Source organism: Amycolatopsis sp. NPDC051128, assembly GCF_040682715.1.
Lineage (GTDB): Bacteria > Actinomycetota > Actinomycetes > Mycobacteriales > Pseudonocardiaceae > Amycolatopsis.
In genome coordinates, this window is sequence record NZ_JBFBBN010000019.1 from 1 (window position 1) to 19,975 (window position 19,975).

Consider the following 19,975-nt stretch of genomic DNA (forward strand, 5'->3'; position numbering starts at 1 on the left):
GGTCGTTCCACACCTGCACGCCGACGTTCCCGGTGAACGGGAGGGTGCCCTGGTCGAGCAGCGAGAAGCCCTCGGTCGAGTCGAGGACCTCGTGCACCTCTTCGAGGTCGCAGACGTCGGCGAGCGAGCGGACGATGCCGACGATCTCGGCCAGCTCCGCGATGTGCCAGACGTCCGGCTCCTCGGCGACGAGCTCGGGCACGCCGACGAGGTCGTAGGTGTGGTCCTCGTCCGGGATCAGCTCGGGCACGTTCAGCGAGGGCACGGCGTCCCAGGCCGGGTGGTCGAGCAGGTCGTGCCGCTCGGCCGTGCGGACGAAAGCGGCCAGGTGAGCGGCGTCCGGGAAGGCGTACAGGTCGTCCTCGTCGCCGAGGAACGCTTCCCACTCCTCGCCGTCTTCCCGCCAGCGCGGGGCCCACAGGGTGACGACGTCGCCCTGCGGCAGCCCGAGTTCGATCGGGATGATGTCCTGTGCCATTCCTAAGCCCTCCGGATTACCGCCCGTGTGCGCGCGAGACCGTTAGTATGCTCCGGTCGGTGCGCGGTACCGCGAAGCCTACGGGTTTCACACTCGCGATGCGATCGCCCCTGCCGACTTTGCGACGAGCGGATGGCACGATGGACGTCTGATGACTCTCACAGACCTCCTGCCTGCGGATCCTGACCCCGACGCTCTGTTCGAAGCGTTCACCACCTGGACGGCCGAACGGGGCATCGAGCTGTACCCGGCGCAGGAGGAGGCGGTGATGGAGGTCGTCTCCGGATCGAACGTCATCCTCTCCACGCCGACCGGCTCCGGGAAGAGCCTCGTCGCCGTCGGCGCGCACTTCACCGCACTCGCGCAGGGCCGCCGCAGCTACTACACCGCGCCGATCAAGGCGCTGGTGTCGGAGAAGTTCTTCCAGCTCATCGAGATCTTCGGCGCCGAAAACGTCGGGATGATGACCGGCGACTCCAGCGTCAACCCGGATGCCCCGATCATCTGCTGCACGGCCGAAATCCTGGCGAACATCGCGTTGCGGTTCGGTGCCGGCGCCCCGGTCGGGCAGGTCGTGGCCGACGAGTTCCACTTCTACTCCGAGCCCGACCGCGGCTGGGCGTGGCAGGTGCCGATCCTCGAACTCCCGAACGCCCAGTTCGTCCTGATGTCGGCGACCCTGGGCGACGTGTCCTTCTTCGAGAAGGACCTCACCCGCCGCACCGGCAAGCCGACCGCCGTCGTCACGTCGGCGCAGCGCCCGGTGCCGCTGACCTTCCGGTACGCGCTCACGCCACTGCACGAGACGATGTCCGAGCTGCTCAACGGCGGCCAGGCGCCGGTCTACGTCGTGCACTTCTCGCAGGCCGCGGCGATCGAGCGGGCGCAGACGCTGATGAGCATCAACGTCACCACCAAAGCCGAGAAGGAGGCCATCGCCGAGCTGCTCGGCGACTTCCGGTTCTCGGCCGGGTTCGGCAAGACGCTCTCGCGGCTGGTCCGGCACGGCATCGGCGTCCACCACGCCGGGATGCTGCCCAAGTACCGGCGGCTCGTGGAGACCCTGGCCCAGTCCGGGCTGCTCAAGGTGATCTGCGGGACCGACACCCTCGGCGTCGGCATCAACGTGCCGATCCGGACCGTGGTCTTCTCCGCGCTGACGAAGTACGACGGCGTCCGCCAGCGGCACCTCAAGGCACGCGAGTTCCACCAGATCGCCGGCCGGGCCGGGCGCGCGGGCTACGACACCGACGGCTACGTCGTCGTGCAGGCCCCCGACCACGTCGTCGAGAACGCCAAGGCCCTCGAGAAGGCCGGCGACGACCCGAAGAAGAAAAAGAAGATCGTCCGGAAGAAGGCCCCCGAGGGGTTCGTCAACTGGACCGAGAGCACCTTCGACCGGCTGATCGCGGCCGAGCCGGAGCCGCTGACGTCCAGCTTCAAGGTCACGCACTCGATGCTGCTCAACGTGATCTCGCGGCCGGGCAACGCGTTCGAGTCCATGCGGCACCTGCTGGAGGACAACCACGAGGACCGGCCGGCGCAGCGCAAGCTCATCCTGCGCGCCATCGCGATCTACCGCGCGCTGCTCGCCGCAGGCGTCGTCGAGCGGCTGTCCGAACCGGACGAACAGGGCCGGATCATCCGGCTCACCGTGGACCTGCAGTTCGACTTCGCGCTCAACCAGCCGCTTTCGCCGTTCGCGCTGGCCGCGATCGACCTGTTCGACCTCGAGTCACCTAGCTACGCGCTCGACGTCGTGTCCACTGTGGAATCCACGGTGGACAATCCGCGGCCGGTGTTGTCGCAGCAGCAGTTCAAGGCACGCGGCGAGGCCGTGCAGGCGATGAAGGCCGAGGGCATCGAGTACGACGAGCGGATGGAGCTGCTCGAGAACGTCAGCTACCCGAAGCCGCTGGAAGAGCTGCTGCAGGGCGCGTTCCACAGCTACCGGCAGGGCCATCCGTGGGTCGACGACTACGAGCTGTCGCCGAAGTCGGTCGTGCGCGACATGTACGAGCGCGCGATGAACTTCGTCGAGTACGTCGGCTTCTACCAGCTCGCCCGGTCCGAAGGCCTGGTGCTGCGCTACCTCGCTGACGTCTATGACGCGCTGCGCCACACGGTCCCGGACGAGGCGAAGACCGAGCCGCTGCAGGACCTCATCGAGTGGCTCGGCGAGCTCGTCCGGCAGGTGGACTCGAGCCTTCTGGACGAGTGGGAGGCGCTGCGGCACCCGTCGGAAGAAGGGCCGGTGTCGCACCGCCCGCCGTCCCTCCCGCCCGCCGTCACCCGCAACGAGCGCGCGTTCCGCGTCCTGGTGCGCAACGAGCTGTTCCGCCGGGTCGAGCTGTTCGGACGGCGGGCGTGGAACGTGCTGGGCGAGCTCGACGCGGCGTCCGGCTGGGACGCCGACGCGTGGGAAGACGCCATCGAGGACTACTTCGAGGAGTACGACTCGCTCGGCACCGGCCCGGACGCGCGCGGCCCGGCGCTGCTGATGATCGAGCAGCTGCCGGACGTCTGGAAGGTGCGGCAGATCTTCGACGACCCGGCGGGCGACCACGACTGGGGCATCAGCGCCGAGGTCGACCTGGCGGCCTCCGACGAGGCCGGGATGGCGGTCGTCCGCGTGACCGAGGTGGGCGCGCACTGACCGTGGTTGCGCTCAACGCGCAGTCCGCGGCGTGGTTTCCGCGTTAGCGTGAAGGCTTCGCCACCGCAGTACGTGATCCTCCTGTAGGGACAACGCTCAGCCCGCCGGGGTCAGGATCGCCTGGGCGTCTTCGCCGGCGAACCACAGCCCGATGACGAACGCCGCCGTGGCCTCCAGCAGGGCCGCGCGGTCCAGCCCGCCCGCGTGCACCGGCTTGGCGCCGATGTCCCGGACCAGCGTGCTCACCGCGTCGAGCGCCGCCGGGTCGTCACCGCACAATGGGACCGACAGGGGACGGCCGTCGAACACCGGCGGGGTCATCCGCCAAACGTCGACGTGGGCCAGGTTGAACGCCTTCACGACGTGGGCGTCCGTGGCGATCCGCGACGCCACCGGGGTGCCCGTCAGGTCCGGGTGGTTGGTGCAGTCCACGAGTACCTTCCCGGCCGGCGGACGCGCGTCGGCGAGCACTTCGCCGATCGCTGCCGCGGGGACGGCCAGGAGCAGCACGTCGGCGAAGACGGCCGTCTCGCGCCAGGTTCCGATCGAAGCGCCGAGCCGCTCGGCCAACGGGCCGGCGTCGGACCGGCCGCTCACCATCAGTTCGTGGCCCGCCCGTGCCCACTGCGTGCCGAGCGCCTCCGCCATCCCGCCCGTGCCGAAAATCCCGATCCGCATGCGTCCTCCTCGTGCTTGGCTGGTACCAGTACGACGGTAGGAACCCCGGCAGGAACCGAAAGGTAACCATGGACTTTCTCGCCGACTGCCGGACGCGGCTCGCGTTCGACCTGGTCGCCAACACGTGGAACCCGGTGGTGGTGTGGGCCCTGCGCGACGGCCCCCGCCGGCACGGCGAGCTGCGACGCGCCATCGGCGGGATCAGCGCGAAGGTGCTGACGGAAACCTTGCGGCGCCTGGAGTTCGACGGCCTCATCGAGCGGCGCGAAGGCGCGTACGCGCTCACGCCACTGGGCTCGAGCTTTCTGGGACCGATCGAGGGCTTCGGTCGCTGGGCCGCCGAGCACGGCGACGACGTCGTCGCTGCTCAAAGCCGAGCAGCACGACCAGCATGATCAGCGACAACGCCGGAAGCGGACGGCCCCAGAACACGCTGATCGTGATGTCGGCGAGCGGCGTGAAGACGCCGACGGCGAAGACCCACGTCGGCGCCGTAGGCGGCTTCGCGGCCGGAGACCACGACGTCCGCTTCCACGGCTTCGCCACCGAAAGCCACACCTGGAAGGCGAGGACGCTCGCCATCAGCGCCGTCCCGGCGATCTGCGGCCAGGCGACGACGTCCGCCGCGCCCGCCCGTGCCGCGACCGCCGAGTCGTGCAGCGCACCGGAAAGCAGGAAGATCCCGGCGTAGAGCTGGGCGAAGGTCAGCACGAACTTCGCCAGCACCCACCAGTGCCGGAAGTAGCCCCACGCCGTCGATCCGGCCAGGACCAGCCCGGTGAACGCCGCCGCGTTGGCCATCGGCGCTAGCACGACGGTGTCGATCCGCTGCGCCATCGACGTCGCGGCGACGGCCTGGCCCGGGTCCGACGCCGCCAGCGTCATCAGCACCACCAGCCCGAGGGCTTGGCTCATCCAGGCGACCGAGGACACGACGTGCAGCCAGACGACGGCTTGGCGCCAGCGGGGAGAAGTCTTCTTCGAAGTCACGGGATCAAGGCTCGCCGACAAGATCCGCGCGCACATCGGGTCCGACCCGGGTTTCGCCCCGGACCCAGGGAGGTTCGGGCTGCGCCCGCCGGAGTACGCCGGCGCGGCGGCCGTACCTCCGGGGGAGTAGGCCCGAAACCCGGAACTCGCGTGATTGAGCGCGGATCTCGCGTGATTGGGGACGTAACTCGCGTGATTGAGCGCGGATCTCGCGTGATTGGCGGGGCATCAGGGGGGTGGGTTCTTTGCGGCCAGGGCCAGGAGGGGGACCGCGGCCGCCGCGTCGGTGATGAGGGTCGAGACCATGCCCGACCGGAGGACCGCGTCCACCGCCGCCGCCTTCGGCCTGCTGTAGCCCAGGGCGATCACCTCCGGCACCGCCATCAGCTCCTCGTGGCTGATCGCCAGGACGTGGTGGGCCAAGCCCGTCGACAGCGCGTTGCCCGACGCGTCGAACAGCCGCGCCGCGACCTCCGCCGTCGCGCCGCGGGTCGCGATCGCCGCCCGCTCGGCTTCGTCCAGGGCGTCGTACACCGTCGACTCGCCCGGCTGCCAGGCGCCGATGCTGACCACGGCCTTCGTCAAAAGCCGGAACTGGCCGAACGTCTCCGCGATGCCGGGCTGGCGCCGCAACGTCTCGGTAGTGCGGCGGTCGGGCAGCACCAGCGGGCCGAAGATCGGGTAGGCGTCGCCGCCGGACACCGACGTCACGCGGCTGACCGTCTCGACCGAGCGGCCCCGCATGTCCATCCCGGCCTGCACTCCGCAGAGCTGGACGATCGGGCAGCGCGGCAGGGCCCGGAGCGCCTCGGTCATCGCGTTCACCGAACGCGCCCACGACAGCCCGATGACGTCCTGGGGGACCGCGATGTCCTCCAGCAGCCGGGCCGCCAGTGTCCCGATCTTCGCGCGTACGACCTCCTTCGGCTCGCGCTCGGTTGAGCGTTCGAGCACCAGCGCCCGCTTCAGGCCGTACGCCGAGCGCACCTCGTCCGACAGCGCCAGGTCCACCGGCGCCGGCAACGAGAACTCGACCCTGACCAGGCCGGACTCCATGGCGGTGTCGAGCATCCTCGCCACCTTGAACCGGCTGACGCCGAACTCGTCGGCGATCTCCAGTTTGGACCGTCCCTGCACGTAGAAGCGGCGGGCGACGGTGGCGAGCAGCAGTGCCTCGGTGAGCGAGGACGGCTTCTTGGACACGCTCATCTGAGCACTATAACGCGAAATCTGCCCGAAAGGTTGACGTAACACCGACGTCAGACCTGTAATGCCTTCACATGTTCTCGACGCCATAGGTCAACGCCGCTCATATGAGCGCGAGGAAGGGGCAAGGCATGCGTGCCGCCATCGTCGACCGGCCCGGTGAGATCAGGGTCGGCGAGGTGCCCGATCCGAAACCCGGGGAACGCCAGGTCGTCGTCAAGGTCGGAGCGTGCGGCATCTGCGGCACCGACCTGCACATCGCGGACGGGCACTTCCCGCCCACCCCGTATCCCATCGTCCCCGGGCACGAGTTCGCTGGGGAGATCGTCGAGCTCGGCGCGGACGTGCCGGGCGAGTGGAAGATCGGCGACCGCGTCGCCGTCGACCCGTCGCTGTTCTGCGGCTACTGCGGCCCGTGCCGCGCCGGCCACGGCAACCTCTGCGCGAACTGGGGCGCCACCGGCGACACCGTCAACGGCGCCTTCGCCGAGTACGTCGCCGTTCCGTCGTCCACCTGCTACCGCACGCCCGACGCGATGACGTGGGAACAGGGCGCGCTGGTCGAGCCCGTTTCCTGTGCCGTGCACGGCGTTCGCCGGGTCGGTGTCGAAGCCGGTGAACGCTTCCTCGTCGTCGGCGCCGGCACCATGGGCCTGATCATGCAGCAGTTGCTGCAGCGATCCGGCGCGCACGTCACGGTGGTCGATCGCAACGAAGCCCGGCTGCCCCGCGCGCAGGCCCTCGGCGCCGTCGCCACCGCAAAGGACGTCAGCGACCTGAACGGCGAGAAGTTCGACGTCGCCGTCGACTGCACCGGCGCCGCCCCCGCCATCGAAGCGGCCTTCGACTCGACCCGGCGCGGTGGCCGTCTGCTCGTCTTCGGCGTCGCCCCGGCCGAAGCCCGTGTCGCGCTTTCGCCGTTCCGCATCTACAACGACGAAATCACCATCGTCGGCTCGATGGCCGTGCTGCACAGCTTCGGCGCCGCGCTCGACCTCGTCGGCAGCGGCGCGATCGACACCGGTTCGCTGCTCACGGACACGCTGCCGCTGGAGCAGTACCCCGAGGCGCTCGCCAAGATGCGCGACGGCTCGGGCCTCAAGGTGCAGGTCCTTCCCGGAGGTGGCCGTGCGTAAGCTCCTCACCCTCTTCGCGGCGACGTCGCTGCTGGTCACCGGCTGCGCGGGCGCCGGCTCGATCGGCACCGGCAGCAGCACGCTCGTCATCGCGATCGTGTCCAACCCGCAGATGAAGGACGCGATCGCGCTCGCCCCGGAGTTCGAGAAGGCGACGGGCATCAACCTCAAGTTCGTGTCCCTGCCGGAGAACCAGGCCCGCGCCAAGATCACCGCGTCGACCGCCACCGAGGGCGGCGAGTTCGACGTCGTCATGATCAGCAACTACGAGGCGCCGCAGTGGGCGGCCAACGGCTGGCTCGAAAACCTCGAACCGCACATGGCGGCGACCCCGGGCTACGACGAAGGCGACTTCATCCCCAGCATCAAGCAGTCACTGTCGTACGAGAACCAGATGTACGCGGTGCCGTTCTACGGCGAGTCGTCGTTCCTGGCCTACCGCAAGGACCTCTTCCAGAAGGCCGGGCTGACCATGCCGGCCAAGCCGACCTGGCCGCAGATCGCGGACTTCGCCGCGAAGCTCGACGACAAAGCCAACGGCGTCGCGGGCATCTGCCTGCGCGGCAAGCCCGGCTGGGGCGAGAGCCTCGCGCCGTTCACCACGGTGGCCAACACGTTCGGCGCGCAGTGGTTCGACAAGGACTGGAACGCCAAGCTGACGTCGCCGGAGTTCAAGGAGGCCGCGAACTTCTACGTCGACCTGATCCGCGAGCACGGCGAGGTCGGCGCCTCCAGCGCCGGGTTTTCCGAGTGCGGCACGCGCTACACCCAGGGCAACGCCGCGATGTGGTACGACGCGACGGTCATGGCGGGCACCAACGAGGACCCGTCGAGCAGCAAGATCGTCGGCCAGTCCGGCTACGCGCCGGCGCCGGTCGTCAAGACGCAGGCCAGCGGCTGGCTCTACACCTGGGCGCTGGGCATCCCGAAGGTGGCCAAGGACAAGGACGCGGCCTGGAAGTTCATGGCCTGGATGACCGACAAGGCGTACGTGCAGAAGGTCGGCCAGACCTACGGCTGGAACCGCGTCCCGCCGGGCGTCCGCCAGTCGACGTACGCCATTCCCGAATACGCCGACGCGGCGAAGGCCTACGCGAAGCCCACGCTGGACGGCATCGCGGCGGCGAACCAGCAGAAAGTCATGGCGAACCCGGTGCCCTACCCCGGCATCCAGTTCGTCGGCATCCCCGAGTTCCAGGACCTGGGCACCCGGGTGAGCCAGCAGCTGTCGGCGGCGATCGCCGGCCGCGAGTCCGTTGACGACGCCCTGAAGCAGTCCCAGGACTACGCCCAGACGGTGGGCGACTCCTACAAGGCGGTGCACTGATGTCCACGCTCTCCCTAACCACGCCGGAGTCCACTTCGCACCCGAAGGTCGAGGAGAAACGCGGCCTGAGCACCGCGGCCAAGCGGCGGCTGCCGCTGCTGCCGGCGCTGATCTTCGTCATCGCGGTGACGCAGCTGCCGTTTCTGCTCACCGTGTTCTACTCGTTCCAGTCGTGGAACCTGGTCCGGCCGGGCTCGCGGCACTTCGTCGGCCTGGACAACTACATCGACGTCTTCAGCGACACGACGTTCCTGGTCGCGCTGCTCAACACCGTGGTGCTGACCGTGGTGTGCGTGTTCGTCGCGCTTCTGCTCGGCCTGGGCCTGGCGATCCTGCTCGACCGCAAGTTCCTCGGCCGCGGCGTGGTCCGGACGCTGCTGATCACGCCGTTCCTGATCCTGCCGGCGGCCGGCGCGCTGCTGTGGAAGACGACGATGTTCGACCCGACCTACGGGCTGCTGCACTTCGTCTTCGGCACCGACGTCGACTGGCTTTCGGAGTTCCCGCTGGCCGCGGTGATGGCGCAGATCGTGTGGCAGTGGACGCCGTTCATGATGCTGCTCATCCTCGCCGGACTGCAGAGCCAGGCCAAGGACGTCCTCGAAGCGGCCAATGTGGACGGTGCGGGCCGCTGGCGGACGTTCGTCTCCATCACGCTGCCGCACCTGTCCCGGTTCCTGCAGCTGGCGACGCTGCTGGGCGCGATCTACATCGTGAACAGCTTCGACGCGATCTTCCTGATGACTCAGGGCGGGCCGGGCACGGCCAGCACCAACCTGCCGTACTACATCTACCAGCGCGCGTTCGAGGGCTTCGACGTCGGCCAGTCGTCGGCGATGGGCGTGGTCGTGGTCATCCTGACGATGATCGTCGCGACCTTCGCGCTGCGCCTGATGTTCCGCGCCTTCTCCGTGAGCGGAGGAGTGCTGTGACTATTAAAAGCTCGACCACCGCCCCTCGCAAACGCCAGTACGGCAAGGGCTCGCTGACCGTCGCGACCTGGATCATCGCGATCCTGTTCGTCTTCCCGCTGCTGTGGATGATCCTCACGGCGTTCAAGCAGGAGGCGGACGCCTACACCGACCCGCCGAAGCTGTTCTTCACCCCGACGTTCGAGCAGATCGGCAACGTCCTCGGCGGCGGGTTCCTGCCCTACCTGTCCAACTCGGCGTTCGTCACGATCCTTTCGACGCTCCTGGTGCTGCTCTTCGGCATTCCGGCGGCGTACGCGCTGTCGCTGGCGCCGGTGAAGGGCACGTCGAACGCGCTCGGGTTCTTCCTCTCGACGAAGATGCTGCCGATCGTGGCGGCGATCATCCCGCTGTACATCATCTCCCAGAACACCGAGCTGCTGGACACGGTGTGGGCGCTGGTCATCCTGTACACGTCGATGAACCTGCCGCTGGCCATCTGGATGATGCGGTCGTTCTTCCTCGAGGTGCCGCACGAGATGATCGAGGCGGGCCGGATCGACGGCGCGAACCTGCCGACCCTGCTGCGCAAGATCATCATGCCGGTGGTCGCGCCCGGGATCGCGGCGACCGCGCTGATCTGCGTGATCTTCTCGTGGACCGAGTTCTTCTACGCGGTCAACCTGACCGCGGCCCGGGCCGGCACGGTGCCGGTCTTCCTCGTCGGCTTCATCACCAGCGAAGGCCTGTACTGGGCCCAGCTGTCGGCGGCGGCGCTGCTCGCGTCGCTGCCGGTGATGATCGTCGGCTGGATCGCGCAGAACCACCTGGTCCGCGGCCTGTCGATGGGCGCGGTCAAGTAAGGCGAAGGTCCGTGAATGTCGCATCGAGAGACGTAGAGTCCCTCAATGCGACATTCACGGACCTGGGTCACTCCTGGAGCGAGAGGGCCTGGCTGGGGCAGACGTGCACCGCTTCGCGGGCCTTTTCGACCAGCTCGCCCTGCGGCTGGTCATCGAGCACGATGACCGTGCCGTCCTCCTCGCTCTGGTCGAACAGCGACGGCTCGGTGAGCACGCACTGACCGGCGCCGACGCACTTGCCGGTGTCCGCGATGATCTTCATGGTCCTCTTCTCCTGTGGTGGTTTGGCAGTTCGTCTCTACCAGGTCACCGGCAACCGGTACAGGCCGAAGATGGCCGCGTCGTCCTTGAACGGCAGTTCGCCGACCGGTGCGGCCAGCCGCAGCCCGGGGATGCGGCGGAACAGCGTGTCGAAGACGATCTGCAGTTCCATCCGGGCGAGGTTCTGGCCGAGGCACTGGTGCGGGCCGAAGCCGAAGGCCACGTGGTGGCGCGCACCGCGCTCGATGTCCAGCTCGTCCGGGTTTTCGAACGCGGTTTCGTCGCGGTTGGCCGCGTAACCCAGCGCCAGCACGCCTTCGCCTGCCCGGATCAGCTGCCCGCCGACCTCGACGTCCTCGACGCACAGCCGGGCCGTGGCGGCGTCGACGATGGTGAAGTACCGCAGCAGCTCCTCGACGGCGTCGAGCGTCTTGCCCGGGTCGTCCTTGATCAGCGCGAGCTGGTCCGGGTTCTCCAGCAGCCCGACCGTGCCCAGCGAGATCATGTTCGCCGTCGTCTCGTGCCCGGCCACCAGCAGCAGGAACCCGGTCGCGGCCAGCGATGCCCGCCGGTAGGTGCCCTCTTCGCGCAGCTTGACGATCTGCCGTCCAAGCAGGTCGTCCGGCGGGTCCGCCTCCTTCCCGGCGATGAGGTCGCTCATGTACTCGCGCACGGCGTCGACCGCGGCCCGCCGTTCCTGCGGGGGTGTGTCGCGCTTGATCAGCTTCGTCGTGTGGGTCTGGAAGAAGTCGTGGTCGGCGTACGGCACGCCGAGCATCTCGCAGATGACCAGCGACGGCACCGGCAACGACAGCGCCTCGACCAGGTCACCCGGCTTCGGGCCGGCCAGGAGCGCGTCGATCCGCTCGTCGACGATCTCCTGGATCCGCGGCCGCAGCGCCTCCATCCGGCGCACGGTGAACTCGCCGAGCACGGCCTTGCGGGCCGGCCCGTGCTCCGGCGCGTCCATGGTGATCATGGTGCGCTCGTCGTCCGGCCGCCGGAACCCCAGCACCAGCTGCGGGAAGTCCGGGTGCTGCCGGTCGGCGCTGAACCGCCGGTCGTTCAGCACGGTCCGGACGTCCTCGTGCCTGCTGACCACCCAGGCCTGCCTGCCGTCGGGCAGCCCCACCCGGGTGACCGGGTCCTTCTCGCGGATCTCGGAGTACGCCGCCGGCGGCGCGAACGGGCAGGTGCGTGTCATCGGGAATTCGTGGACCGCGGTCATGACGTTCCCCTCACCAGGTCACGGGCAGGCAGTAGAGACCGAAGACGGACGAGTCGTGCTTGAACGGCAGCTGGTCCACCGGCGCGGCCAGCTTCAGCTCCGGGATGCGGCGGAAGAGCGTGTCGAAGACGATCTGCAGTTCCATCCGGGCCAGGTTCTGGCCGAGGCACTGGTGCGGGCCGAACCCGAACGCGACGTGATGCCGCGCGCCGCGCTCGATGTCGAGGTCGTCGGGGTTCTCGAACGCGGCTTCGTCGCGGTTGCCGGAGTAGCTCAGCCCGAGCACGCCCTCGCCTTCGCGGATCAGCTGCCCGCCGATCTCGACGTCCTCGGTGGCGACGCGCGCGGTCGCGAACTCCGCGATCGTGAAGTACCGCAGCAGCTCCTCGACGGCGTCGAGCGTCTTGCCGGGGTCGTTCTTGACGATCGCGAGCTGGCCGGGGTTCTCCAGCAGCGCGACGGTGCCCAGCGAGATCATGTTCGCCGTCGTCTCGTGCCCGGCGATGAGCAGCAGGAACGCCAGCGAAACGAGCTCGTCGTGCGCGACGTCGCCGTGCTCTTCGCGCTGCTTGGAGATCTGGCGGCCGAGCAGGTCGTCGGTCGGCTCGGCCTCCTTGGTGGTGACGAGCTGGTCGAGGTAGTTCTGCAGCTCGTCGATGGCCTTGATCCGGGTGTCCTGGTCGACCTCCCGGTTGAGCATCGTCGAGCTGCGCACCTGGAAGAAGTCGTGATCGGCGTACGGGATGCCGAGCAGCTCGCAGATGACCAGTGACGGGACGGGCAGCGCCAGCGCGGAGACGAGGTCGGCGGGCTTCGGGCCGGCCAGGATCGCGTCGATGTGCTCGTCGACGATCTGCTGGATCCGCGGCTGCAGGGCCTTCATGCGTTTGACGGTGAACTCGCCGACGACCTCGCGCCGGGCCGCGCCGTGCTGCGGTGGGTCCATGTTGATCAGCGACGCGGTGAAGTTGTTCCGCCGCTGCGGACGGCCCGACTTCACGAGGATCGGGAACCCCGGGTTGAACCGGTCGGAGCTGAACCGTGGGTCGGTGAGCATCTGGCGGACGTCTTCGAGCCGCGTCAGCGCCCACGCCTCCTGGCCGGACTGCAGCTCGACGCGGTGCACCGGCCCCGCTTCGCGCAGCTTTTCGTAGGCGGGCGGCGGCGCGAACGGGCAGGTGCGTTCGAGCGGGAAGACGGCGTTTTTCGTGGCGGGTTCGGCGACTTCGGTCATGGGGGCCCCCTAAATCTGTCGGAAAGTATGTGGAGGATTACATTCCGGTTCTGAAATCCAAGGTACCGAAGCGGAAGGTATTCGTCCACTGCGATCGGGTGACCGCTCGCGGATGCGGTGTGTGGCCGTCTGACCGTGCGAGAATCACTCCGCGCGATTCAGCGAGAGGCGAACGGCATGACGGCAGACCCCGAGACCACCCTGCGGGCGGACGCGCGGCGCAACCGCGACCAGATCCTGGCCGCCGCGAAGAGCATCTTCGCCGCCTCCGGTCCCGAGGTGCCGATGGAGGAGATCGCCCGCGCGGCCGGCGTCGGCGTCGGCACGCTCTACCGCCGGTTCCCGGACCGGGACGCGCTGGTCCGCGCGGTCGCGATGGACAACTTCGAGCGGGTGCTGATCGACGCCAAGACGATCGCCGCGGAGGAGACGTCGGCCTGGTGCGCGCTCGAACGGCTGCTGCGGCAGTCGGTGGCGCTCCAGCTGAGCGTCCAGCTGGCGATGGTGTCGCAGCGGGCGCTGGTGATCCTGAAGAGCGACCCGCAGGTCCGCCGGCTGCGCGACGAGATCCTGGCGGTCCTGGACGGCTTCGTCGCCGGCGCCAAGGCCGAGGGCAAGCTCCGCGAGGACGTCGGCTCGGGCGACATCGCGATCCTGTTCGCGACGCTGCTGCGGCAGATGCGCGCGAAGTCTCCGGACGTGGCGGAGATGGCGGCGCGCCGGTGCGTCGGGATCATGATCGACGGGCTCAGCGCGCGGCCGGGCACCGAACTGCCGGGCCGTCCCATCACTTCCCACGACCTGGATCCCGAAGACCACGGCTGAATTCCGGTTTTTTCGTGTTAGGGTCCGCCTCGTTCTGCCGGAATTGCGTCCGCGGGCGGGAAAATGCGACGAAAATCTGCGTTGTTGGTCATTCCCTTTCTTTTGGCCGGGTGCGGCGGCGGTGATGGTGGCAACCCGGCCGGCAGTGCGGTCGCGGCGCCGGCCACGCTGCCGCCCTCCGTGTCTCCGGTGACGACGTCCTCGGACGCGCCCGGCACTTCCTTCGCGCCCGCCACCTCGATCCCGCCGATCCCGTCGAGTGCGCCGCGACCTGCACCGAGTCCGCCGCCGGTGATGCCGGTGCGCAACTGCGGCAGTCCCGAGTTCTCGACCAGTGAGCCCGACGGCGGCTGGTCGAGCGGCGGCTACTACGTCCACAACAACATGTGGAACGCCGGCGAAGCGGGTCCGGAGACGCTGCGAGCCTGCGCGTACAACAATTGGTACGTCGATTCCGTACAGCCTTCGTCGACGTCGGTGAAAACCTATCCGAATGTGCACAAGGACATCAACGACCTGAACGGGAAACCGTTCAACGACTATTCGGTCATCAAATCCACGTTCGCCGGCCGCGGGCCGGGCGCCGGCATCTACGACGTGGCGTACGACCTGTGGCTCAACGGCGTGGGCGACGGGAACGGCGTCACCGAGCTGATGGTGTGGACGGAGAACCTGAAGCAGGTCCCCTCGGGCGACAAGCTGACGACGTACACGGCGGCCGGCGCCACGTACGACGTCTGGGTGGACGACGACGGCTACGTCGCGTTCGTCTCGCGCTCGACGCAGTACTCGGGGAGCGTCGACCTGAAGGCCATGATCGCGTGGGCCATCGGCAAGGGCTTCGTCCCGTCGAATCCGACGGTCAACCAGATCGGCTACGGCATCGAATTCTGCTCGACCGGCGGCGGCAAGGCGCGGTTCACGCTGACGGACTTCTCGGTGACGATGAGTTAGCCACCGCGCGGGCGAACCCGGCGGTGGCCGACTCCGGCGACCTCAGACGCCCAGCGGGTGCCAGACGGTCTTGGCCTCCAGGTACCTCCGCAGCCGCGACAGGTCCGGCGCCGCCGTCCAGTCCGGTTCCGTCTCCGGGACCGTCAACACCCGCTTCACCGTGTTCGCCGCTTCGCGCGCCAAGCCCGGGCGATCGGCCGGGGAAGCCCCGGTCGGGTCGAGGGCGTTGACGTCGCCGTGGGAAGCCAGCCAGGGGCCCAGCTCCGCGGCGTGGCCCGTGAGGATGTTCGCCACCCCGCCCGGGACGTCCGACGTCGCCAGGACCTCGGACAGCGTGATCGCCGGGAGGGGACGCTCCGCGCTCGAGACCACCACCGCCGTCGAGCCGGTGGCCAGGACCGGGGCCAGCACGCTGACCAGCCCCAGCAGCGACGACTGCTGCGGCGCCAGGATGCCCACCACGCCGGTCGGCTCCGGGACCGTGAACGAGAAGTACGGGCCCGCCACGGGGTTGGCCGAACCCAGCACGGAAGCGATCTTGTCCGTCCAGCCCGCGTACCAGACCCAGCGGTCGATGGCCGCGTCCACCACGGCCTCCGCCTTCTTCGCCGACAGGCCCTCCGAAGCGGACACTTCCGCGGCGAACTGGTCGCGACGGCCTTCCAGCACCTCGGCCACCCGGTAGAGCACCTGGCCGCGGTTGTACGCCGTCGCCGACGACCAGCCGGGGAACGCCTTGCGCGCCGCCACCACCGCGTCGCGGACGTCCTTGCGGGACGCGTGCGCCGCGTTGGCGAGGAACTTGCCCTTCGGGCCGGTCACCGGGTACACCCGGCCGGACTCCGAGCGGGGGAACTTGCCGCCGATGTACAGCTTGTACGTCTTGGCGACGGAGATCCGGTCGGACTGCTTCGCGGTTGAATCAGACACTGAGGTAAGCCTCCAGCCCGGTGCGGCCGCCTTCGCGTCCGAAGCCGGATTCCTGGTAGCCGCCGAACGGCGCGGCGGGGTCGAAGCGGTTGAAGGTGTTGGCCCAGACCACACCGGCGCGCAGCTGGTTCGCCATCCACAGGATCCGGGAGCCCTTTTCGGTCCAGATGCCGGCCGACAGCCCGTACGGCGTGTTGTTCGCCTTGGCGACGGCCTCGTCCGGGGTGCGGAAGGTCAGCACCGACAGCACCGGGCCGAAGATCTCTTCGCGGGCGATCCGCATCGACTGGTGGACGTCCGCGAACACCGTGGGGGCGAAGAAGAACCCGCGGTCCGGCACCGGGCACGGGCTGGTCCACCGCTGCGCGCCCTCGGCGTCACCGGACTCCACGAGCCCGCGGATCTTGGCCAGCTGCTCGGCGGAGTTGATCGCGCCGATGTCGGTGTTCTTGTCAAGCGGGTCGCCGATCCGCAGGGTCGACACGCGGTAGCGCAGCTTCTCCAGCACCTCGTCCGCGACGGACTCCTGCACCAGCAGCCGCGAGCCCGCGCAGCAGACGTGGCCCTGGTTGAAGAAGATGCCGTTGACGATGCCGTCGATCGCCTGGTCGAGCGGCGCGTCCTCGAAGACGATGTTCGCCGCCTTGCCGCCCAGCTCCAGCGTCAGCTTCTTCGCCGTGCCCGCGACCTGGCGCTGGATCGCCTTGCCGACCTCGGTGGACCCGGTGAACGCGATCTTGTCGATGCCGGAATGCTCCACAATGGACGCGCCGATGTCGCCGGCGCCCGGCAGGATGTTCACCACGCCCGGCGGCAGCTCGGCCTGCTGGCAGATCTCGGCGAAGACCAGCGCGGTCAGCGGCGTCGTCTCGGCCGGCTTCAGCACCACGGTGTTGCCCGTGGCCAGCGCGGGCGCGATCTTCCAGGCCAGCATCAGCAGCGGGAAGTTCCACGGGATGATCTGGCCCGCGACGCCCAGCGGCTTCGGGTTCGCGCCGTAGCCCGCGTACTCCAGCTTGTCGGCCCAGCCCGCGTGGTAGAAGAAGTGCGCCGCCGCCGTCGGGACGTCGGAGTCGCGCGACTCCTTGATCGGCTTGCCGTTGTCGAGGCTCTCCAGCACCGCCAGCTCGCGCGAGCGCTCCTGGATGAGCCGCGCGATGCGGAAGAGGTACTTGGCGCGCTCGGTGCCCGGCATCTTCGACCAGACACTCGTGTACGCCTTGCGGGCCGCCTTGACCGCGATGTCCACATCGGACTTCGACGCGGTGCCGACCTCGGCCAGGACCTCTTCGGTGGCCGGATTGATCGTCTTGAGCGGCTCGCCGGTGCCGTCGACGAACTCGCCGTCGACGAACGGCTTGTAGTGGTCCTTCAGGTTCGCGATGGCGCGCGACTCCGGCGCCGGTGCGTACTCGAAAACAGGCATCAGTCCACCGTCACGTAGTCGGGGCCGCTGTAGTGGCCGTCCACCTGGGTGCGGCGCTGCAGCAGCAGGTCGTTGAGCAGGCTGGACGCGCCGAAGCGGAACAGGTCCGGGGTCAGCCACTGCTCGCCGGCCACCTCGTGCACCGCGACCAGGTACTTGATCGCGTCCTTCGTGGTCCGGATGCCGCCCGCGGGCTTGACGCCGCGCAGCTCACCGGTCTGCCCGTGCCAGTCGTGGACGGCCTGCAGCATGATGTGGGTGACCGGCAGCGTCGCGGCGGGGGAGACCTTGCCGGTGGACGTCTTGATGAAGTCGCCGCCGGCCAGCAGCGCCAGCCACGACGCGCGCCGCACGTTGTCGTAGGTCGCCAGCTCGCCGGTTTCGAGGATGACCTTCAGGTGGGCGTCGCCGCAGGCGGCCTTGATCGCCTGGATCTCCTCGAAGACGGCCATGTACCGGCCTTCGAGGAAGGCGCCGCGGTCGATCACCATGTCGACCTCGTGCGCGCCCGCGTCGACGGCGATCTTGGTGTCGGCCAGCTTGATCTCACGGCTGGTCCGCCCGGCGGGGAAGCCGGTGGCGACGCTGGCGACGTGGACGCCGCTGCCCTTCAGCGCCTCGACGGCGGTCGCGACCAGGTCCGGGTACACGCAGACGGCGGCGACGCGCGGGGTGTCCTGGCGTTCGGGGTCGGGGCGGACCGCCTTCGCGGCGAGCGCCCGGACCTTGCCGCGGGTGTCGGCGCCTTCGAGGGTGGTCAGGTCGACCATCGAGATGGCGGTGTCGATGGCCCACCGTTTGGCGTCCTTCTTGATGCTGCGCGTGCCGAGGGCCGCCGCACGCTGCTCGACGCCGACCTGGTCGACACCGGGCAGCCCGAGCAGGAAGCGGCGCAGGCTCGCGTCGTCGCGAGTCGCGTCCGCCAGCGGTGCCGGGGTGACCGGCGCCGCTGACGTGCTGGTCGTGGCTGTCATGCCGCTGAGTCTAGGCGGCGGGTCCGACAGTGGAGTCCGACGCTGCGCGGCGTCCGGAAGTCGGTCACCCGATGTGACGTTCCGGGCTCCGCGCGTCACTTGCGGCGTAAGAGGCCGGGGGTCAGGCTCCTTCGACCTGCGGCGGCTCCGAGCGCTTCGCCGGTTTCCGGTACACGACCACGCCGCCCCAGAAGCCGAGGCCGTTGATCTTCACCGTCGGGGCCGTCGGCGGGGCCGGGGGTGCTCCCGACTTGTCCTCCAGCAGGAAGCCGCCCATGAAGCCGATGCCCGTGACGTCCACGTTGATGTCGTCCGGGACCGTGATCTGGATGCCGCCCATGATCGCGACCGCCGTGATCGTGCAGTTCTTGTCCGCGAAGCGGGCCTGGCGCAGGTCGATTTCCGTGCCGCCCCAGAACGCGAAGCTGTTGTGCTGCGGGGGCAGGACCCAGCTGCCCTTGCGGACCGCGCCGGACATGACGCCGATCGAGACCGGCGAACCCGGGTGGCCGCCGATCCGCTGGTCCGGGAAGCCCAGCGCCCGCGTGGCCGACGGCTCGATCGACGTGGCCGACGCCGGCAGGTCGGCCGTCACCGGTTTGAGTTCGCCGAGCGTCTTCGCCGCGTAAACCGTCGTGAGCCGCTCTTCCAGCTCGTTCACGGTGATCCGCCCTTCCGAGAGGGCGTTGTGCAGCACCTGGGCGACGCGCTCACGGTCGGCGTCGGAAGCCCGCATCTGGTCGGGCGTCAGTTCGCTCACCTGGGCAGCCTAGCGGCGAAGGCGACGCTTCGTGTCCATCTTCCGGCGGACACGGGCAGGATGGGGCGATGGGAGCGAACACGGTGGAATTCCCCGACGGCGTCCGGGTCCGGGGGCGGGGGCTCGCCCGTCCCGCGCCGGACGGCCCGGCGCCGGACTTCGGGCTGTACCTGGGGACGAAGAAACTGCGGCGCAAGCACGGCGGCGGCGTCACCTGGGCGCAGGAATGGATCACCTGGCCCGACTTCCTGCTGCCGCTGGACGGCCAGGCCGCGACAAGATCGATCGTCGCCCTGCACGCCCGCGCGAAGGCGGGCGAGAGCGTCGAGGTCGCCTGCTACGGCGGCGCCGGGCGGACCGGCACGGTGCTGGCCTGCCTGGCCGTTCTCTCCGGCATCCCGGCCGAGGACGCCGTCGCCTGGGTCCGGGAGCACTACAACGAAAGAGCCGTCGAAACACCCTGGCAGCGCGGCTGGGTGAAAAGGTTCGCGAGGCGGCTAGATTGACCCGCATGGATGTGCACGTCGTCGATCACCCCCTCGCGAAGGCCCGGCTCTCCACGATGCGCGACGCGCGCACGGACAGCGCCGCGTTCCGGGCCGCGCTGCACGAGCTGACCGTCATGCTGGTCTACGAAGCCACGCGCGGCGTGCCGGTGAAGACCGAGCGGATCCACACGCCGGTCGCCCGCACCGAGGGCTACCGGCTGGCCAAGCCGCCGCTGCTGGTGCCGGTGCTGCGCGCCGGGCTGGGCATGGCCGACCAGGCGCACAAGCTGATCCCCGACGCGCAGATGGGCTTCGTCGGCCTCGCGCGCGACGAGGAGACGCTGAAGCCGACGCCGTACCTGGAGTCCCTGCCGGAGTCGCTGGCCGACCGGCCGGTGCTGGTGCTCGACCCGATGCTCGCCACCGGCGGCTCGATGGAGTACACGATCCGGCTGCTCACCCACCGCGGCGCCGACGACGTCACGGCCATCTGCGCGCTGGCCGCGCCGGAAGGCCTGGCGCGTCTGGAGCAGACCGGCCTGCCGGTGCGGGTGGTCACGGCGAGCATCGACGAGCGCCTCAACGACTCGGGCTTCATCGTCCCGGGCCTCGGCGACGCGGGCGACCGCCAGTACGGCGCCGTCTAGCCT

Annotated in this window: 20 protein-coding genes and 2 pseudogenes; 10 read left to right on the forward strand and 12 right to left on the reverse strand. The window is 69.3% G+C overall.

What is annotated here, in order from left to right:
* Positions 1-478: pseudogene (locus tag AB0M82_RS20485) on the reverse strand (primosomal protein); the annotation flags it as partial.
* Positions 479-629: 151 nt separating this feature from the next.
* Here AB0M82_RS20485 and AB0M82_RS20490 point away from each other — a divergent pair.
* The gene (locus AB0M82_RS20490) at positions 630-3,134 is read left to right on the forward strand and encodes a DUF3516 domain-containing protein (protein WP_364723915.1); all 2,505 of its coding nucleotides are present in this window, start codon (positions 630-632) and stop codon (positions 3,132-3,134) included.
* Positions 3,135-3,230: 96 nt separating this feature from the next.
* Here the strand turns inward: AB0M82_RS20490 and AB0M82_RS20495 are convergent.
* A pseudogene (locus tag AB0M82_RS20495) lies at positions 3,231-3,818 on the reverse strand (NAD(P)-binding domain-containing protein); the annotation flags it as partial.
* A 62-nt stretch (positions 3,819-3,880) separates the two neighbouring features.
* Between AB0M82_RS20495 and AB0M82_RS20500 the strand changes: the two are divergent.
* A complete protein-coding gene (locus AB0M82_RS20500; protein ID WP_364723917.1) occupies positions 3,881-4,207 on the forward strand; it encodes a helix-turn-helix domain-containing protein in 327 nt (108 codons plus the stop codon).
* On the opposite strand, the gene AB0M82_RS20505 is transcribed toward AB0M82_RS20500, so the two are convergent.
* Positions 4,095-4,802, reverse strand: a complete 708-nt coding sequence (locus AB0M82_RS20505) for a hypothetical protein (RefSeq protein WP_364723920.1) — start codon at positions 4,800-4,802, stop codon at positions 4,095-4,097. The two genes, AB0M82_RS20500 and AB0M82_RS20505, sit on opposite strands and share 113 nt — an antisense overlap.
* A 228-nt stretch (positions 4,803-5,030) precedes the next feature.
* Entirely contained in the window at positions 5,031-6,011 is a 981-nt protein-coding gene (locus tag AB0M82_RS20510) for a sugar-binding domain-containing protein (protein WP_364723923.1), read from the reverse strand.
* A gap of 128 nt (positions 6,012-6,139) precedes the next feature.
* Between AB0M82_RS20510 and AB0M82_RS20515 the strand changes: the two genes are divergently transcribed.
* The 4 genes from AB0M82_RS20515 to AB0M82_RS20530 are packed head-to-tail and all read left to right on the forward strand — an operon-like array spanning position 6,140 to position 10,245.
* Positions 6,140-7,144, forward strand: coding sequence for a zinc-dependent alcohol dehydrogenase family protein (locus AB0M82_RS20515; RefSeq protein WP_364723926.1), 1,005 nt, complete (start codon positions 6,140-6,142; stop codon positions 7,142-7,144).
* On the forward strand, positions 7,131-8,471 hold the full coding sequence (locus AB0M82_RS20520) for a sugar ABC transporter substrate-binding protein (RefSeq protein WP_364723929.1): 1,341 nt from the start codon (positions 7,131-7,133) through the stop codon (positions 8,469-8,471). The genes AB0M82_RS20515 and AB0M82_RS20520 overlap by 14 nt, the downstream gene beginning before the upstream one ends.
* On the forward strand, positions 8,471-9,403 hold the full coding sequence (locus AB0M82_RS20525) for a sugar ABC transporter permease (protein ID WP_364723931.1): 933 nt from the start codon (positions 8,471-8,473) through the stop codon (positions 9,401-9,403). Before AB0M82_RS20520 ends, AB0M82_RS20525 begins: the two co-directional genes overlap by 1 nt.
* 2 nt (positions 9,404-9,405) lie before the next feature.
* A complete protein-coding gene (locus tag AB0M82_RS20530) occupies positions 9,406-10,245 on the forward strand; it encodes a carbohydrate ABC transporter permease (RefSeq protein WP_364724238.1) in 840 nt (279 codons plus the stop codon).
* A gap of 67 nt (positions 10,246-10,312) precedes the next feature.
* Here AB0M82_RS20530 and AB0M82_RS20535 read toward each other — a convergent pair whose 3' ends face one another.
* Genes AB0M82_RS20535 through AB0M82_RS20545 form a run of 3 tightly spaced genes read right to left on the reverse strand, consistent with a single transcriptional unit; the run spans position 10,313 to position 12,968 of the window.
* On the reverse strand, positions 10,313-10,507 hold the full coding sequence (locus tag AB0M82_RS20535; RefSeq protein WP_013222786.1) for a ferredoxin: 195 nt from the start codon (positions 10,505-10,507) through the stop codon (positions 10,313-10,315).
* Positions 10,508-10,543: 36 nt separating this feature from the next.
* Positions 10,544-11,734 carry a cytochrome P450 gene (locus AB0M82_RS20540; RefSeq protein ID WP_364723933.1) on the reverse strand — a complete coding sequence of 397 codons (1,191 nt, stop codon included), beginning with the start codon at positions 11,732-11,734 and terminating at the stop codon, positions 10,544-10,546.
* Between the two features lie 10 nt (positions 11,735-11,744).
* Complete coding sequence (locus AB0M82_RS20545) at positions 11,745-12,968, reverse strand: cytochrome P450 (RefSeq protein WP_364723936.1); 1,224 nt, start codon at positions 12,966-12,968, stop codon at positions 11,745-11,747.
* Between the two features lie 177 nt (positions 12,969-13,145).
* Here AB0M82_RS20545 and AB0M82_RS20550 point away from each other — a divergent pair, with 177 nt between their 5' ends.
* Positions 13,146-13,793, forward strand: a complete 648-nt coding sequence (locus AB0M82_RS20550; RefSeq protein ID WP_364723939.1) for a helix-turn-helix domain-containing protein — start codon at positions 13,146-13,148, stop codon at positions 13,791-13,793.
* A 17-nt stretch (positions 13,794-13,810) separates the two neighbouring features.
* Here AB0M82_RS20550 and AB0M82_RS20555 read toward each other — a convergent pair whose 3' ends face one another.
* On the reverse strand, positions 13,811-14,101 hold the full coding sequence (locus AB0M82_RS20555) for a hypothetical protein (protein ID WP_364723941.1): 291 nt from the start codon (positions 14,099-14,101) through the stop codon (positions 13,811-13,813).
* On the opposite strand from AB0M82_RS20555, the gene AB0M82_RS20560 reads away from it, so the two are divergent.
* Positions 14,088-14,747 (forward strand): hypothetical protein, encoded by a 660-nt coding sequence (locus tag AB0M82_RS20560; protein WP_364723944.1) that lies wholly within the window; start codon positions 14,088-14,090, stop codon positions 14,745-14,747. The genes AB0M82_RS20555 and AB0M82_RS20560 overlap by 14 nt on opposite strands.
* Positions 14,748-14,789: 42 nt before the next feature.
* Here the strand turns inward: AB0M82_RS20560 and AB0M82_RS20565 are convergent, their stop codons facing one another.
* From AB0M82_RS20565 to AB0M82_RS20580, 4 genes are all read right to left on the reverse strand, one after another.
* Complete coding sequence (locus tag AB0M82_RS20565) at positions 14,790-15,677, reverse strand: aldehyde dehydrogenase family protein (protein ID WP_364723946.1); 888 nt, start codon at positions 15,675-15,677, stop codon at positions 14,790-14,792.
* Entirely contained in the window at positions 15,670-17,103 is a 1,434-nt protein-coding gene (locus tag AB0M82_RS20570) for an aldehyde dehydrogenase family protein (RefSeq protein WP_364723948.1), read from the reverse strand. Before AB0M82_RS20570 ends, AB0M82_RS20565 begins: the two co-directional genes overlap by 8 nt.
* Entirely contained in the window at positions 17,103-18,077 is a 975-nt protein-coding gene (gene deoC / locus AB0M82_RS20575; RefSeq protein ID WP_364723949.1) for a deoxyribose-phosphate aldolase, read from the reverse strand. Before deoC ends, AB0M82_RS20570 begins: the two co-directional genes overlap by 1 nt.
* Before the next feature lie 121 nt (positions 18,078-18,198).
* Complete coding sequence (locus AB0M82_RS20580) at positions 18,199-18,813, reverse strand: DUF1707 domain-containing protein (protein ID WP_364724241.1); 615 nt, start codon at positions 18,811-18,813, stop codon at positions 18,199-18,201.
* Between the two features lie 92 nt (positions 18,814-18,905).
* Here AB0M82_RS20580 and AB0M82_RS20585 point away from each other — a divergent pair, with 92 nt between their 5' ends.
* Together AB0M82_RS20585 and upp are read left to right on the forward strand one after the other, a co-directional pair.
* The gene (locus tag AB0M82_RS20585) at positions 18,906-19,343 is read left to right on the forward strand and encodes a protein-tyrosine phosphatase family protein (RefSeq protein ID WP_364723952.1); all 438 of its coding nucleotides are present in this window, start codon (positions 18,906-18,908) and stop codon (positions 19,341-19,343) included.
* Between the two features lie 5 nt (positions 19,344-19,348).
* A complete protein-coding gene (gene upp, locus AB0M82_RS20590) occupies positions 19,349-19,972 on the forward strand; it encodes a uracil phosphoribosyltransferase (protein ID WP_364723954.1) in 624 nt (207 codons plus the stop codon).
* Positions 19,973-19,975 lie beyond the last annotated feature (3 nt).

Excerpts from the sequence above, each read along its gene's own strand:
- AB0M82_RS20490 (WP_364723915.1), top strand. The coding sequence starts at position 630 with ATGACTCTCACAGACCTCCTGCCTGCGGATCCTGACCCCGACGCTCTG.
- AB0M82_RS20500 (WP_364723917.1), top strand. The coding sequence starts at position 3,881 with ATGGACTTTCTCGCCGACTGCCGGACGCGGCTCGCGTTCGACCTGGTC.
- AB0M82_RS20510 (WP_364723923.1), bottom strand. The coding sequence starts at position 6,011 with ATGAGCGTGTCCAAGAAGCCGTCCTCGCTCACCGAGGCACTGCTGCTC.
- AB0M82_RS20515 (WP_364723926.1), top strand. The coding sequence starts at position 6,140 with ATGCGTGCCGCCATCGTCGACCGGCCCGGTGAGATCAGGGTCGGCGAG.
- AB0M82_RS20525 (WP_364723931.1), top strand. The coding sequence starts at position 8,471 with ATGTCCACGCTCTCCCTAACCACGCCGGAGTCCACTTCGCACCCGAAG.
- AB0M82_RS20535 (WP_013222786.1), bottom strand. The coding sequence starts at position 10,507 with ATGAAGATCATCGCGGACACCGGCAAGTGCGTCGGCGCCGGTCAGTGC.
- AB0M82_RS20540 (WP_364723933.1), bottom strand. The coding sequence starts at position 11,734 with ATGACCGCGGTCCACGAATTCCCGATGACACGCACCTGCCCGTTCGCG.
- AB0M82_RS20545 (WP_364723936.1), bottom strand. The coding sequence starts at position 12,968 with ATGACCGAAGTCGCCGAACCCGCCACGAAAAACGCCGTCTTCCCGCTC.
- AB0M82_RS20550 (WP_364723939.1), top strand. The coding sequence starts at position 13,146 with ATGACGGCAGACCCCGAGACCACCCTGCGGGCGGACGCGCGGCGCAAC.
- AB0M82_RS20560 (WP_364723944.1), top strand. The coding sequence starts at position 14,088 with ATGCCGGTGCGCAACTGCGGCAGTCCCGAGTTCTCGACCAGTGAGCCC.
- AB0M82_RS20570 (WP_364723948.1), bottom strand. The coding sequence starts at position 17,103 with ATGCCTGTTTTCGAGTACGCACCGGCGCCGGAGTCGCGCGCCATCGCG.
- deoC (WP_364723949.1), bottom strand. The coding sequence starts at position 18,077 with ATGACAGCCACGACCAGCACGTCAGCGGCGCCGGTCACCCCGGCACCG.
- AB0M82_RS20580 (WP_364724241.1), bottom strand. The coding sequence starts at position 18,813 with ATGCGGGCTTCCGACGCCGACCGTGAGCGCGTCGCCCAGGTGCTGCAC.
- AB0M82_RS20585 (WP_364723952.1), top strand. The coding sequence starts at position 18,906 with ATGGGAGCGAACACGGTGGAATTCCCCGACGGCGTCCGGGTCCGGGGG.
- upp (WP_364723954.1), top strand. The coding sequence starts at position 19,349 with ATGGATGTGCACGTCGTCGATCACCCCCTCGCGAAGGCCCGGCTCTCC.